This is a genomic window from Paenibacillus sp. MDMC362, from assembly GCF_003269305.1.
Classification (GTDB): domain Bacteria; phylum Bacillota; class Bacilli; order Paenibacillales; family Paenibacillaceae; genus Paenibacillus_AQ.
This window is the reverse complement of sequence record NZ_QLYT01000040.1, coordinates 1-14,506: the sequence shown is the minus strand read 5'-3', so window position 1 is coordinate 14,506 and position 14,506 is coordinate 1. Positions and strand designations below refer to the sequence as shown.

The window sequence follows — 14,506 nt, the reverse complement described above, 5'->3', positions numbered from 1 at the left end:
AACCGGTAATTTCATCTCGAATGCGTGCTTTGGCTATCTCAACTATTTCATATTGCTGACCTGGATTCCGTTGTTCCATTCGTCGTACCATTTCACAATGTAAGGGCTTGGCTCCTCGCCCATCTCATCTTCTAACACCTGACACAGAAGACTGAATTGACGGTGCACCTGGGCCGGATTATCCTGCAAAGCATATATTTTCATCAATGAAAAATAAGCCTTCTCCTCCAGGGGATGCTGCCTCTGGATCGAGAAGTAGCATAGTATGGCTTCATCGATGCGTTCCTGATCCACGTACCATTCCGCCATGGATAAAGAAACGCTAAGCCACAGCTCTTTCAGCCTTTGACGCTCTCCTTCTGCCCACCAGTAGTCATATTCCTGCAGGTAGTCCCCCGTGTACAACTTCATCATTTCAATATGTCGCTCAATTGATTCAGCCGATACGGAGGTGTTTGACATGAACCAATTCTCCCACTCTTCGATGTCCAGCAGTACGTCTTCCATATTCAGCACATAGCCTTCCGTCGTGTTGGTGATTTGGAATCGGGTATCATAAGGCTCCAATGTTTTTCGGATATGATAAATGGCCGTGTACAGCTGGGGATAGGCTTTGTCCATATCAAACTCCGGCCATAACATATCGATCAATGCCGACTTTCGTACAAGCTGTCCTCTGTGCTGAAGCAAATAAATGAAGATCTCCTGAGCACGGGTTGTCCGCCAATGAAGCAGAGCGAATTGCCCCTGCTCATTCGGCTGCTCGATCATAACCTGGCGGAACATCGTCATCCGAATGCTGCGATTGGACTCCATGACCTCTTCCGGCCTGGACGCAATGCGGCTTCGCAAACGCTCCATCGTTTTGGCGACTCGATCAATCTGGACAGGTTTAACAATATAGTCTACGGCATTCAACTCAAAGGCAGTGACTGCATATTCGTGATACCCCGTCACAAATACAATACAGAGATGAGGTTTCTGCTCAAGCAGCTGCTCTGCCAGCTCAATGCCGTTTAATTCGGGCAAGCTGATATCCAAAAATACGATATCGACGTCCCTTGCAAGAATTTCGTCTCGTCCTACAAAGGGATTCGTATATGTACCGATTACATCTATAGACATGGTATCCAGTTTTAACAGCTGACGTTCTAAATACTTCAAGGCCAACGGTTCGTCATCTACGAGAATTACCTTCATTCATATTACTCCTTGGATTGGAAAAATACGGTCACATTTAACTATATTGATTCCTTCGCATTGTTGCAACAAGCGAAAGCATGTTTATAACAATATACTCGTTATTTTTTCTCTTGAAAAACTCATAATTCCAAGTATAATACTTGGTATAAGGACGATTAGGAGTTTGCTAAGGGGGCTTTCAACTTGGATCAATGCGATAAAGAACCGACATCTCTGACCCTCGATGATTATCTGGATCTTCTCAATTTGGCTATTCGCTTGGAAGATCGGAAGTGGCAAGCAGACATTGTTCGTACACTTCGTTACATGTTGGAACCGCAGGTCGAGAAGCAAGCGAAGTCGGAGGAATGCACGGAACAAGAACTGTGGCAATGCGTGAACCAAATCAATGACCGGATGTTTGCCCTTTACAATGAACTGAAAGCAACGGACGATAAAGATATGCAGCGGAAGCTGCTGGACCAGATGTGGGAACTCAAGATTGCCCGGGTTGAGGTTTTCCGTAAAATACGCTCGATATATCAATAGCAAACAAAGACGATAACCCCTTCTGGAGTATCGTCTTTGTTTGCTATTGTGACTCTTCGTTATGATAAATCCAAATAATAATAGGCAAATTCTTCATCCTGCACATACCCTGCAGATTCATACAAACGCTGAGCTGTCACGTTATGAAGCTGCGTGGACAGGGTCAGCCCCATGGCTTCGGTCTGAAGGGCGTGCGCTTTGGCTTGATTCAGCAGTTTCCTTCCGATACCAAGCCCGCGATATTCGGAGTCCACGAATAGATCATTCAAGATCCACAATCTGGACATCGATAGCGATGAGAAGGATGGATATAACTGCAGAAAGCCCGCCGTAACCCGGTTTTCTCCTCTATTGCAATCCGCTAAATACATGACGGAATCGCCCAGGGTCAGCCTCTCCCTGATGTATTCCTCGGCCCCGCTCAAATCATCTTCCCGCAGATAGAATTGCCGATACTGGTTAAACAGAGCGGCTGCCTTGCCCAAATCCTTCCGTTCCGCTTGATATATATGAATCTCTGCTTTCAAATCATGTACATCCTTTACATCCGACGTTACCCCAAGTGTACTGGATGTCGGTCAGGGTTTGGAATGCAGTAAGTCACGAATGGTTTGCACGCAACTTCATTTTCAGGGAGGAGGATGCTATTGCCCTTGATGGTACAGCGCCCTGTATTCCTCCTCCAGCATGCTCATTATAATGGAGTCATGGTAACGATGCTGGTAGTACAAAGCGTCTCGCTGAACCCCTTCGCGCTTGAAGCCCACCTTCTCATATGCCTTGATGGCACGCTCGTTATAATCAAACACCTGCAGTTCGATCCGGTGAAGATTAAGGATGCCGTAGGCGTATTCGAGCAAGAGCCTGATGGCTTCCGGCCCGTACCCCTTGCCAAGATGCTCACCCTTATCAAGGGCGATCCGTATATTCGCATTCCGGTTCACGTAATCGATATCCTGCAGCGCGATGTCGCCAATAATCTGATCGCTATCCGATAAAGCGATCAGCAGCAGGATGGTGTCATGATTATCGGATTTCTCCGCGATATACCGACGCACACCTTCCAGCGTAAAAGCCTGCTTCGTCCCGGTCAGCCGCCGCATTTCCGGATTAAACAGCATTGGATAATACCCTGCGATGTCCTCTTCTCCAAAGGGACGCAAGTAAATCCGCTCGCCTTCCAGAAACCGTACCGGCTTCGTATTTTTTATAGTTGAGTTCATGTCGAATGTAACCTCCCGTTTCCTCTGGAACTAAATATCCCTTATACTATATCAAGATATTGACCATATCCAAATATGCAGAATCGAATTTTTATAAAGGACAGATTAAATGAAACAGGTTCCCGTAAATCAAACAGAAATCACATTGCTACTGGATGATCCCAGCGTTCCCCTGTATGTACAATTGTATCGATACATGAAACAACAGATATCCGCCGGGCTTTGGCTTCACCCAAGCCGTCTCCCATCGGTTCGAAGGCTTGCCGAGATGCTTGACATTAGTACGACCCCCATTGAAATGGCTTACCAGCAGCTGCTGGCTGAAGGCTTCATTGCGAGCAAGCCCCGGAGCGGATATTTTGTACAATGGCTAGCCGATACTCCTTTTGCGCTGCCCATGGAATCGGCTTCTCCCAAGGGACCTATGCTCAAACGCCACCATTACTTTAAATATGACTTTCATATTTCGAAGAATGAATATGAATACTTCCCGATGACTGAGTGGAGAAAAGCCTATAGCCGTTGCTTGCAGGAAAACAGCACGGCCGAAATGCTGTTCTACGGGGATCCGCAGGGCGAAGAAGGGTTGCGTTGCCAGATTGCCAACTATGCCAAATCTTTTCGCGGGGTATCCTGTACGCCTGAACAGGTGATTATCGGTTCTGATCCCTTCCCTCTGCTTGATTTGATCAGCAGACTGCTGCTTCCTTACGGAAAGTCCATCGCTGTTGAGGACCCCTGTTACCCGCAGCAACCGGAGGTTTTCCGGCAGAAGGGATATGATGTCATTCCAATCCCTGTGCTGGAGGATGGAATCAGTCAGCTTGAATTGCAGAGTTGCGGGGCATCATTCGTAACCGTCTCCCCCTCACATCAGTTCCCCACCGGCGTCATTATGCCCATCTCCCGCAGGTTAGCGCTGCTGCAATGGGCACAAGAAACTGGAGGTTTTATTATTGAAGATGACGCAGACGGTGAGTTCAGATACTATGGAAGACCGATTCCGAGCCTCCAGGGGCTGCTGCCCGACAGCCGCGTGATATACCTGGGCGGATTCTCGCAGGTCCTGTCCCCTGCCCTCGGAGTCCAATATATGATATTGCCGATGGTTCTGCTGCCGGATTATCACCGATTAAAGTTCCAGCTCTTTCTCGACTGCACAGCCTCTAAGCTCAACCAGATGACATTGGAGCGTTTTATGCAGGATGGCTATGTTGAACGGCATTTGCGAAAAATGAGGATGATACTCCGCAGGAAGCATGATCGCCTGATCAGTTCTATTCAACGCCATTTTGGAGAACATGCACAAATGTCGGGTACAGGCTCCGGGTTTCACCTCATGCTTCATCTTAACCATCCATTATCCGAAGAGGAACTGCAGACGTTAGCCGAAAAAAGGGGAATCCGCGTAAGTTCCGCTGCCTATACGCGAATGCTTCCTGCTAATGAGCCAAGCGGATCGGATCGTAAAGCATTCATTCTTGGTTTCGGTGGATTGAAGGAAGACGAGATTGAAGCAGGCATACAACTGCTTGCCGACTGTTGGCTGGGAGCGATCCCCCTCTCAATGTCATAACACCATGAAAAAGCTGTCCTCTCATTTACCTGAGGGACAGCTTTTGGATAGGTTAGTCTGCATGCTTCAAGGCAAAGCATACATCATCCATTAACGTGTTGACACTTAAACGGCACGACCTACTATGACCAAATCCCGCTTGATGCCGTCAAGCTCTGCAACCCCGGGGAGAAGCCCCCACGTATCAAAGCCGAACTTCTTCAACAGCTTGAGGCTCGGTTCATTATGACCGAATACAAATCCAACCAGATTACTCACGCGAAGGCGCGGGCACTCCTCGATTGCCTTCTGAATTAAAATGCTGCCGGCACCAATGCCGCGGTATTTCTCGTTTACGTATATGCTGATCTCAGCTGTACCGTTATAGGCCGGACGACCATAAAAGGATTGAAAGCTCATCCATGCAACCATCCCGTCGTCGGACCGCATGACCCACAGCGGACGAAAATCGTTGCTGTGCTCTTCAAACCAGCGTATACGGCTCTCCACCGTGACCGGCTCCAGATCGGCGGTTACTTTTCTGCCTGAGATCGTCGAATTGTAAATGTCCACAATGGCCGGCAAATCCTCTTTGACGGCGTAATCGATACGGTATTGAAACGTCACGATGTCCTACCTCCGAATAGATGCGTAGTCTTTTATACGTGATCTATTGTACAAGAGGCAGCGGAAAAACGCTTCTATTTTTTCACGCGGCATTTATTCACGAAGGTGTTTCGCACACGCTTGGAACGAATGAAATACGGGATCCACCTCACTTGATTGTTCTCCTGAACTTGATTCGGATCCATTCGAGTGTAGTTCCTCATTATATAGGAAGATCAAGCTTATAATAAAGGAAAACTTTACTTACGTGATTGAACGCGATAACCTAACATTAATAGCGTGAAAACCGTCTTCTGATGATGAAGGGAATGAACAGAATGAACGAACGATTGCAAAATTTGCTACAATCCATGAATACACAGGGCTGGGATCATGTCCTTGTGACAGACCCGAAGCATGTTTACTATTTGACCGGATTTGCGAGTGATCCCCATGAGCGTTTCCTGGGCCTGCTCCTCTCCTCTGCGAATGATCCGGTGCTGATTGTCCCCGCATTGGATGCCGACGCGGCAGCGGCCGCTTCAACGGTTAAGCATATTGTCACGCACCAGGATACCGATAATCCGTATCTCTTGCTCAAGCAGCAGTTTCAAGGTTCAGTCGGTACGCTGGCCGTTGAGAAGGATCAGCTTACGGTCTCCCGTTATGAGCAGCTGCAGCAGCATCTGAACGCAAGTCGGGTCGAGGATGTTGGCGCTGTGCTCCGGGAGCTCCGCATTCGAAAGTCGGCCGATGAAGTGAAAATCATCAAACATGCAGTAAGACTAATTGAGGATGTTCTGACGCAAGGCCTGGCCCAGATCAAAATCGGCGTCAGCGAGATTGAGGTTGTGGCAGAGCTGGAATACTTAATGAAAAAAATGGGTGCCGATGCTCCGTCTTTCGCCACAATGGTATTATCCGGTCCTAATACCGCCTTGCCTCACGGCGTTCCCGGTACGCGCCGGATTGAAGAAGGAGATCTGCTCATGTTCGATATGGGAGTTTATGCGGGTGGTTATGCGTCGGACATTACCCGCACCTTTGCCGTAGGCGAGCTGAAGCCTGAAGCCGTCAACATCTATGAGACGATTCTCGCAGCGAACCTGGCCGGCATTCAGGCCGTAAAACCCGGCGTAACCTATGGCTCGATTGACCAAGCCGCTCGCAAAGTGATTGACGATGCAGGGTACGGCCATGCTTTTGTACATCGCTTGGGGCACGGGCTTGGCATGGATGTTCATGAATATCCGTCCATCCACGGTTTGAACCAGGACATTGTACAGCCCGGGGCGGTATTCACGATCGAGCCTGGCATTTATCTCCAAGGCGTAGGCGGCGTGCGGATCGAGGACGATGTGATCGTAACCGAGGATGGCGTCGAGGTGCTGACCTCCTTCCCGAAAGAACTGACTCGCATCGGATAATTCATTTTCAGTATGAGAACAAAAGCCCGGATTACCGTTTTACTTACGGTATTCGGGCTTTCTCTATGTACCAGAAGAGCCATCCTCCGGCAGAAACAATGCCTTCAAGATGGCTCCCATGGTTACGTTCTTATGCCTGAACCATATCCAGTTCAATGTTGTCGTCGTTGTACACGTCTTTGTCGACTTCATTCATGACTTTCCCGGTAATCACGCCCGCTGTCATGGAGTCGTTCACGTTCAGTGCCGTCCGTCCCATATCGATCAGCGGCTCGACAGAAATCAACAGGCCCGCCAAGGCAACCGGCAGGTTCATCGTGGAGAGCACGATGAGCGAGGCGAAGGTAGCCCCGCCTCCGACACCCGCCACGCCGAAGGAACTGATCATAACGACCACGATCAGGGTAAGGATGAACGACCATGAGGTCGGGTCCACGCCGGCTGTCGGCGCAATCATGACGGCCAGCATGGCAGGATAAATGCCCGCGCAGCCATTCTGCCCAATCGTGGCGCCAAACGAGGCCGAGAGATTCGCGATGCCTTCCGAGACACCCAGCTTTTTGTTCTGGGTCTGCACGTTAAGCGGAATCGTAGCCGCGCTGGAACGCGACGTAAAGGCGAAGGTCAGCGTCGGGAATACCTTTTTCACATATTTAAGCGGGTTGAACCCGAATATCGCCAGCAGCACCAGATGGATAATGAACATGGCGATCAAAGCCACGTACGAAGCAAGAACGAAATCGATCAAATTCATGATGACCGCAAGGTCGGTCGTGGCAATCGTTTTGGCCATAAGCGCCAGAATCCCGTAAGGGGTCAGACGAAGGACCAGCGTCACGATGCGCATGACCACGCCATACACCGCAGAGATCATGTTGCGGAACGTTTCCGCCTGCTCCTTGTTTTTGCGGTCTAACCCGAGAACCGCGATCCCGATGAATGCCGAGAAAATAACGACCGCAATCGTCGATGTTCTTCGTGCCCCCGTCATGTCGGCAAACGGATTACTCGGAATGAAATCCAGGATCTGCTGCGGGAGCGTACGGCTCTCAACATCCCCGAGCCGTTCTTGCAGCAGTGCACCCTGCTGCTCTTCCGCAGCGCCGCCTTGGATATTGACGGCGGACAAATCGAACGCCAGCGCGGTTGTAATCCCGACTGCAGCGGCTACGGCTGTCGTCAGAAGCAGCACCGTAATGATTAGTCCGCTCATTTTGCCCAGATTCTTTCCGCCCTTCAGCTTCATGATGGCCGATATGATCGACACCATGATCAGCGGAATGACCATCATTTGCAGCAGCCTTACGTAGCCGTATCCTATCAAATTAAACCAATCGGTGGATTTCACCACCACATCGGAGGTCGAAGTGTAGATGAGCTGCAGTGCCACTCCGAACAACACACCCAGTCCGAGCCCGGCAAACACGCGTTTGGTAAACGAGATATGCTTTCTCTGCATCCAGTACAAAATACCGACCAGCAGAATCAGAACAAGGACATTGATGATAACCCAAAGCGTTTCCATCCTAATGATTCCTCCCATTCTTTAAATAAGGATATATGTGCTCCATCCTCATGTCATAAGTGCGCTAGTATGTATTCATATCCATTACAGCCCACTCTAAACATATCATTACCCGATTGAGAAAATTCCTGTCAAAAATCGTTAGATTCCCATCGATGCGGATTATGTTGACTATGTTGATCGGATTACCACTGATATCACTCTACCATCATATCATGTAAACTTCAAAAGGAGAACCACAAATATTAGCAAAACCGTTTCAATCAGTTCATTGAGCGCTCCATATGTATCCCCCGTCAATCCTCCAAGTCTTCGGCTCATCCGTTCAGCCGTTAAACTTCCAGCTGCCCAGGCCATGAATGGCATGACAAGGATTCCTCCGGCTGCAATTGTCCAAAGATTAGTCTCGCCTGCCGTGATCCATAGGATACATACCATGACTAGCGTTAACAGAGCAGCCATTACGCCCGCCAGCGATCTCCTTCCGGCTGTCAATCCATGAAATAGAGCGGCAAGCCCCTCACTTCCCCGTGCCATCGGCCAGCGATACATCGCATGGACCATAAACCAGCGGCTCCAAACCGGAGCGAGCACCAGCAGCCATGCCTCTTGTTTCCATGCCCCGGCTGACAAATCCCATACAGACATGATCAAGGAAGCCTTCAGAAGGAGCAGCAGCATGCACGCCATGACGCCCATCGCACCTACACGGCTATCCTTCATGATTTCAAGCATCCGTTCGCGTGACCGATGGCTGAGCAGCGCATCCGCGCTGTCCATCCAGCCATCGAGATGAAGCCCGCCGGTCAGCGATACCCATACAATCAGCAGGATGACGGCAGCAGGAAAGGAAGGCAGCACAAAGCTTAGGCCCAGTCCCAATCCGGCAATGATAAAGCCTATGACCGCCCCGACCAAAGGATAAAAAACGACGCTCCGTTGCTGCACTTCCGGCGTAAAAGGAATTTCTCTCCGCACCGGCAGCCTCGATAGAAATTGAAAAGCGGCCGCAGCCGCTTCGATCATCTTGCTCATATGAGATACTCCTTGCTCTTGATTTCCATCGGAATTCCCGCAGTCACCCAAAATACTTCATCGCATATCTGAGCCAGCCTCTGATTCATGATCCCTGCCCAGTCGCGATACAATCGTCCTAGCGGATATTCCGGAACAATACCCGACCCCACTTCATTCGTTACCAGAATGACCATTCCCGGGTAACCCTGTACCGCTCTTGCGAGCCTGCCAATTTGAAGTCCTAACCGTTCTTCCATTGCAGCACTTCCTTCAGGCTCGGCTTGCAGCAGCACGTTCGTAAGCCACAGCGTCAGGCAGTCCACTACCACAGCAGGGGCATCCGAGGCGGACTGGCCGAGCGTTTCCAGCAATTCGGGCAGTGCAACAGGCTCCTCCACCGTCTCCCAACCATAGGCTGAATCCTGCCTGCGGTCTTGATGAATCCGGATCCGTTCCCTCATCTCTTCGTCGTAGGCTTGCGCAGTCGCCACGTACGTTCCGGACTCCGATCGCTTCATGCACAGCCTTTCTGCGAACGAGCTCTTTCCGCTTCTGGCCCCGCCAGTTACCAACACGCTTCCACGACAGCTCATATTGCCCCTCCGCTGATTCCAGCGCTCTCAAACGTCGCCATCTCGTTCACGATCCTGCACGCCGCCTCGACCAGATGAAGGCACAGCACTCCGCCCGTCCCCTCGCCAAGACGCATGTCCATTTGCAGCATCGGCTGCAGTCCCAGCTCTTTCAGCAGAAGTACATGCGCCTGTTCATGCGAAACATGAGAGGCAATCATATAGGAGAGAGCGTCCGGGCAGATGCATTTGGCAACCAACGCCGCCGCACTGGAAATGAAACCGTCGATGATAACAGGACAACCGTGAGCAGCCGCGCCCAGGATCAGTCCAGCCAATCCGCCGATTTCATATCCTCCAACTTTGGCGAGCACGTCGAGGGGATCATCGGCATGCGGTCTATTAACTTGTATAGCCTGTTCCACAACTCGAATCTTATGCAGCAGCCGTTCATCCGTTACGCCGGTTCCCCTTCCCACGACTTCAGAAGGCTGATAGCCAGACAGAACGGAGAAAATCGCCGCACTCGGTGTCGTGTTCCCAATGCCCATCTCTCCGGTCACGAACATTTGCGTTCCTTGCGATACCAATTCGGCAGCCACCTCCGCACCGGCTACAACGGACTCCAGTGCTGCTTCCTTTGTCATCGCAGGCCCTTTGACCATATTGGCGGTTCCTCTGCCAACGTTCCGCGTCATCAGCTTCTCATGGTTCAGCCCGATCGCGACCCCGATGTCCACACAATGAACGTCTGCCCCCGCCTGACGGGCCAGCACATTCACAGCCGCTCCTCCATTCAGGAAGTTCAAGACCATCTGGGGCGTTACCTCAGCCGGAAAAGCGCTGACTCCTTCTTCACAGACTCCATGATCGCCAGCCATGACAACGACGGACTTTTTGGTGAACAACGGTTTCATATTCCCTGTGATGCCCGCTAACTGGATCGCTAGCGACTCCAGCTTGCCCAGACTACCCGGAGGCTTCGTCAGCGTATCCAAATAAGCGGCTGTTTCGTTCTGTACCTCGATACTCAGCGGTTTTATGTTAGCAATGAAACGATTTAAACGATTCACGATGGTATCCGTCAATGAAACGACCTCCTCATACCTTGTTCCTAAATCTTACATCCCCGCCCCTGAACGTGCGGCAGCATCGGTCAGGACCACGTGCTATTTGCCGTTAACAGCACCTGCGGAGCACCATTCTCGGGATGGGCCACAATCGAGGGCTCCACCCGGAAGATTCGGCGTATATACGCAGCTGTCAAAACCTCCTCCGGCTTGCCAACCCCCGCGATTTTCCCCTGATCAAGCACCAGCAGTCTATCGCAAAACTGGGCCGCCAGGTTCAGATCATGCAGTACGCTGATCACGGTAATTCCGGACGAGTTCCGCCACTCCGCCACCATATCCATAAACTGAAGCTGATAGCGGATATCCAGATAAGTCGTCGGTTCATCCAGCATCAGCAGCGAGGGTTCCTGGACCATCACCTTGCCAAGCGCGACACGCTGACGCTGGCCCCCGCTTAACTCGGTAAGCCGCCGTTCTTCCAGACCATTCAGATCCAGCTTTCGGATAACGGCTTCAATGAGCGGCGCTGCATCCTTATCTTCACGACCAAGCCAGTTAAGGAAGGGGAATCTCCCCATCTCCAGCACTTCCCGGACCGTAAAATCGGTAGGGTCAAGCCCTTCCTGCTGAAGCACCGCCACGATCCGTGCCAGCGCCTTTCGGGTATAGCGTCCAAGCCCCTTGCCCCGAAGGGTCACGCTTCCTGTCGTGGGACTCTCCACACCGGATAACAGCTGCATAAGGGTGGATTTACCGCTTCCGTTCGGACCGATGATTCCCCACCATTCCCCTTCGGCAATGTGAAGGTCCACACCATCAAGAATCGGCATCTTGCCATAGGCTTTGCCAAGTCCTTGAGCTGTAATCATGATAAACCCTCCCTGCGCCTTTTTTTGTTCCGGTACAGCAAATATGCAAAGAACGGAGCGCCTATGAATGCCGTAACCACACCGAGCGGTATTTCTGTTGGTGCCAGCACGGACCGTGCCGCCGTATCGCACCAGACCATGAATATTGCACCGCCCAGAGCCGACAGTGGAACTATGACGCGGTAATCGGAGCCGGTAATCAGCCGGATCATGTGCGGTACCACAAGTCCCACGAATCCAATCACGCCGGAGACCGACACGGCTGCGGCGGCGAGCAGGGTAGCAACGATGAGCACGCTGGTCTTCAACCGGTCCACATTCAAGCCCATATGGGCGGCCTGCCGTTCCCCCAGCGACAAAATATTAAGTGCTCGCGACCTGCTCCATAAGTATATAAAACCTGCGATACAATACGGGAAAAGGATGGCCGTATACGACCATCCACGCATGCTCAGGCTCCCCATCGTCCAGTACAGGATCTGGTTTACCGTATCTTTGGACATGACCGTCAGGAAGGAAACGACGGCGCCCAGAAACGACTGCATCACCACGCCGGACAGAATGAGCCCGTGGATCGGCAGCTTTCCTTGATCCCTTGCCAGCAGCAGAACGACCCATAAGGTCCCTGCTCCGGTCAGAAACGCTACAAGCGGCAGCGTATAACCTCCGGCGAAGGAGTATTCCATCCCGAAAAAAATCAGGGATGCTGCGCCAAGCGCAGCACCCGAGGATACACCGAGCGTAAACGGATCCGCCAGCGGATTGCGCAATACCCCTTGAAAGGCGGCTCCGGCGACGGCCAGGGAGGCTCCTACGAGCATCCCAAGCAATATGCGCGGCAATCTCACCTTCATTAAGATTTGCTCGGATGAAGCTTCCCAGCCTGGAACGATGGAATCGCCGATTCCCGGCAGCCCGTGCAGCAGCATCGCCCCAATCTCTCTCACAGGCAGGTGCACGGAGCCGATTCCGAGACTGACAACCAAGGTTAACAGTAATAGGATGATGCCGGCCGCACCGAATCCTGCAAGTTTTTGACTCATGGATTCATCAGTTCCGGATAAACGGCCTTCGCCACTTCAATCAACCCTTGCGTCACACGGGGACCCGGACGGCTGAGCAGATTCGCATCCACGGATATGACCTGATCGTTCTTGATGGCTTCGATCTGATCCCAGCCGCCGCGTTCCTTAATCAGCTGATCCAATGTTTTCTTGGTCGCTTCGTCAACGACATCGTCCGTGTACAGAATGACGTCGGGGTTTGCAGCGATAATATTCTCCTCGCTGATTTCGAACCAGCCTTCCGCATCGCCGGCTGCGTTAACGCCGCCAGCTAAGGTAATGATCTCATCCATGAACTCGCCCTTGCCGACGGTCCATCCTGGAGAGAATTCCACATACACTTTCTTCTTGTCTTCATCCTTCACGGATTTTACGGCTTCCGTCACGGTAGCCAATTCCTGCTTCATCTGATCCACGACGGCTTTCGCTTCCGCTTGACGGTCCGTAATTTGTCCGATCAACTGGATGTTCTCCATCACGGCATCGATGGTTTTCGGATCATTGACGAACAGGGTAACGCCAAGCTCACGCAACTTCTCGGCATTCTCGGCATTCATCGAAGCGGCAAACACCACATCGGCATCGGCTGCTATAATAGCCTCTTCATTCACTTGGAACCCGCCCAATTTAGGCTTGGATTTGGCCGCTTCCGGATAATCGTCATTATCGGACACGCCCACAATTTCCTCATCCAGGCCCAAAGCGAACAGTTTTTCCGTCTCGGACGGTGTCAGGGACGCAATTTTGGCTGGAGCCTTCTCAAACGTCATTTCAACCCCGGTTGAATCCTTGACGGTCAGCGGATACGTCGTTTTAAGCTCTTCGCCGGAATCCGCAGGCGCCTCCTTATTCTGCTCTTCCTGCTGTGCCGGCGGCGTTGTATCCTTCGGTGCAGCTTCTTCGCCTCCGCAGCCAATCAAGGCCAGAGCCATCAGTATGGCTACCAGAAGTACGGACCATGTTTTGTTCAATGCTTTCATCTCTTGAAATCCCCCTATACATAATTGAGAACCTGGCGCTGCAAGTTTACATTCCTTCGACCAATCCTTACCGGGAGAAAAAACATCAATCGTCATACTCCAAAGAAGCAAAAATCCCTGACTCCTCGTAAACAAGGAATCAGGGATTACGTTTTAACATAAGGACATCTGGATCACCGTTCACAGATAGCGCCTTAAACTTCCGCCCACACATGCTGCATGGGTCCGGCAAACGTAATCCTCTCCTCGAAGGACCGTCATTCATTCGCCGAGGGCAGGTCTCCTGACTTGCAGGCTGTAACGACTTCTCCGCCTTCCCAAGCGCTTTTGGCTCAGTGGCATATGGAGAAGTCCCTGCTTCACAGTGGCGGGACCGTGCCGGACTTTCACCGGCTTCCCTATTAACCCGGCAGATGACAATATTGCCCTCTGTCCGAGACCCTCGCAAATAATATGAAATTATGTATGTTAGGCCAAGCATGGTTTCTCTGCCCAAGATTATAGGCGATAAACCTTCCTCTTACAACCGAAAGTTTCGGTCATTTCAAATGCCTTATGATACGGATTTATCCCGTTATCGCCCATTCCGCACCGATATCATACGATTTCATTTATTCGCTTAACCGTACGCCTTGCCAGCGTTCTCCGTCCCATGTCAATTGCAGCTTGAGCTCCTCGCCCGGCGACGTCTGCGTCTCCCAGAATTCCGTATGCGGAAGGGTTGCTGCCGCGATCTGCCGGATGACCCCCCCATGGGTAACCACAAGCACATCAAGCTCCGCCCTCTGTGCTTCAAGGACATAACCAACTGCCTCTGCCTCTGCCTCTGCCTCTGCCTCTGCCTCTGCCTCTGCCTCTGCCTCT

General features: G+C 51.5%; 15 protein-coding genes and 1 riboswitch. Of the genes, 3 read left to right on the top strand and 12 right to left on the bottom strand.

What is annotated here, in order from left to right; all coding sequences use genetic code 11:
• Positions 1-42: 42 nt before the first annotated feature.
• Entirely contained in the window at positions 43-1,200 is a 1,158-nt protein-coding gene (locus tag DP091_RS20245; protein ID WP_113059986.1) for a response regulator, read from the bottom strand.
• Positions 1,201-1,386: 186 nt separating this feature from the next.
• Here DP091_RS20245 and DP091_RS20240 point away from each other — a divergent pair, with 186 nt between their 5' ends.
• The gene (locus tag DP091_RS20240; protein WP_113059985.1) at positions 1,387-1,731 is read left to right on the top strand and encodes a hypothetical protein; all 345 of its coding nucleotides are present in this window, start codon (positions 1,387-1,389) and stop codon (positions 1,729-1,731) included.
• 59 nt (positions 1,732-1,790) lie between these two features.
• On the opposite strand, the gene DP091_RS20235 is transcribed toward DP091_RS20240, so the two are convergent.
• A complete protein-coding gene (locus tag DP091_RS20235; protein ID WP_181469886.1) occupies positions 1,791-2,258 on the bottom strand; it encodes a GNAT family N-acetyltransferase in 468 nt (155 codons plus the stop codon).
• Between the two features lie 117 nt (positions 2,259-2,375).
• Positions 2,376-2,954 carry a GNAT family N-acetyltransferase gene (locus DP091_RS20230; protein ID WP_113059984.1) on the bottom strand — a complete coding sequence of 193 codons (579 nt, stop codon included), beginning with the start codon at positions 2,952-2,954 and terminating at the stop codon, positions 2,376-2,378.
• 109 nt (positions 2,955-3,063) lie between these two features.
• Between DP091_RS20230 and pdxR the strand changes: the two genes are divergently transcribed.
• A complete protein-coding gene (gene pdxR, locus DP091_RS20225) occupies positions 3,064-4,530 on the top strand; it encodes a MocR-like pyridoxine biosynthesis transcription factor PdxR (protein WP_113059983.1) in 1,467 nt (488 codons plus the stop codon).
• Positions 4,531-4,635: 105 nt separating this feature from the next.
• On the opposite strand, the gene DP091_RS20220 is transcribed toward pdxR, so the two are convergent.
• On the bottom strand, positions 4,636-5,136 hold the full coding sequence (locus DP091_RS20220; RefSeq protein ID WP_113059982.1) for a GNAT family N-acetyltransferase: 501 nt from the start codon (positions 5,134-5,136) through the stop codon (positions 4,636-4,638).
• Between the two features lie 317 nt (positions 5,137-5,453).
• Between DP091_RS20220 and DP091_RS20210 the strand changes: the two genes are divergently transcribed.
• Positions 5,454-6,542, top strand: a complete 1,089-nt coding sequence (locus tag DP091_RS20210) for a M24 family metallopeptidase (protein WP_113059980.1) — start codon at positions 5,454-5,456, stop codon at positions 6,540-6,542.
• A 130-nt stretch (positions 6,543-6,672) separates the two neighbouring features.
• Here the strand turns inward: DP091_RS20210 and DP091_RS20205 are convergent, their stop codons facing one another.
• The 8 genes from DP091_RS20205 to DP091_RS20170 all read right to left on the bottom strand — a co-directional run.
• The gene (locus DP091_RS20205) at positions 6,673-8,067 is read right to left on the bottom strand and encodes an L-cystine transporter (protein ID WP_113059979.1); all 1,395 of its coding nucleotides are present in this window, start codon (positions 8,065-8,067) and stop codon (positions 6,673-6,675) included.
• 213 nt (positions 8,068-8,280) lie between these two features.
• The gene (gene cobS, locus DP091_RS20200; protein WP_113059978.1) at positions 8,281-9,102 is read right to left on the bottom strand and encodes an adenosylcobinamide-GDP ribazoletransferase; all 822 of its coding nucleotides are present in this window, start codon (positions 9,100-9,102) and stop codon (positions 8,281-8,283) included.
• A complete protein-coding gene (gene cobU, locus DP091_RS20195) occupies positions 9,099-9,677 on the bottom strand; it encodes a bifunctional adenosylcobinamide kinase/adenosylcobinamide-phosphate guanylyltransferase (RefSeq protein WP_113059977.1) in 579 nt (192 codons plus the stop codon). The genes cobS and cobU overlap by 4 nt, the downstream gene beginning before the upstream one ends.
• Complete coding sequence (cobT, locus tag DP091_RS20190; protein ID WP_113059976.1) at positions 9,674-10,744, bottom strand: nicotinate-nucleotide--dimethylbenzimidazole phosphoribosyltransferase; 1,071 nt, start codon at positions 10,742-10,744, stop codon at positions 9,674-9,676. The genes cobU and cobT overlap by 4 nt, the downstream gene beginning before the upstream one ends.
• A gap of 68 nt (positions 10,745-10,812) precedes the next feature.
• Positions 10,813-11,598 carry an ABC transporter ATP-binding protein gene (locus DP091_RS20185; RefSeq protein WP_113059975.1) on the bottom strand — a complete coding sequence of 262 codons (786 nt, stop codon included), beginning with the start codon at positions 11,596-11,598 and terminating at the stop codon, positions 10,813-10,815.
• Positions 11,595-12,641: a FecCD family ABC transporter permease gene (locus DP091_RS20180; RefSeq protein WP_113059974.1), complete on the bottom strand. Its 1,047-nt coding sequence runs from the start codon at positions 12,639-12,641 to the stop codon at positions 11,595-11,597. The genes DP091_RS20185 and DP091_RS20180 overlap by 4 nt, the downstream gene beginning before the upstream one ends.
• Positions 12,638-13,642: an ABC transporter substrate-binding protein gene (locus tag DP091_RS20175; RefSeq protein ID WP_113059973.1), complete on the bottom strand. Its 1,005-nt coding sequence runs from the start codon at positions 13,640-13,642 to the stop codon at positions 12,638-12,640. The genes DP091_RS20180 and DP091_RS20175 overlap by 4 nt, the downstream gene beginning before the upstream one ends.
• A 256-nt stretch (positions 13,643-13,898) precedes the next feature.
• A riboswitch (cobalamin riboswitch) is annotated at positions 13,899-14,101 on the bottom strand.
• 152 nt (positions 14,102-14,253) lie between these two features.
• A partial coding sequence (locus DP091_RS20170) for a histidine phosphatase family protein (RefSeq protein ID WP_146747013.1) occupies positions 14,254-14,506 on the bottom strand: 253 nt, incomplete at its 5' end.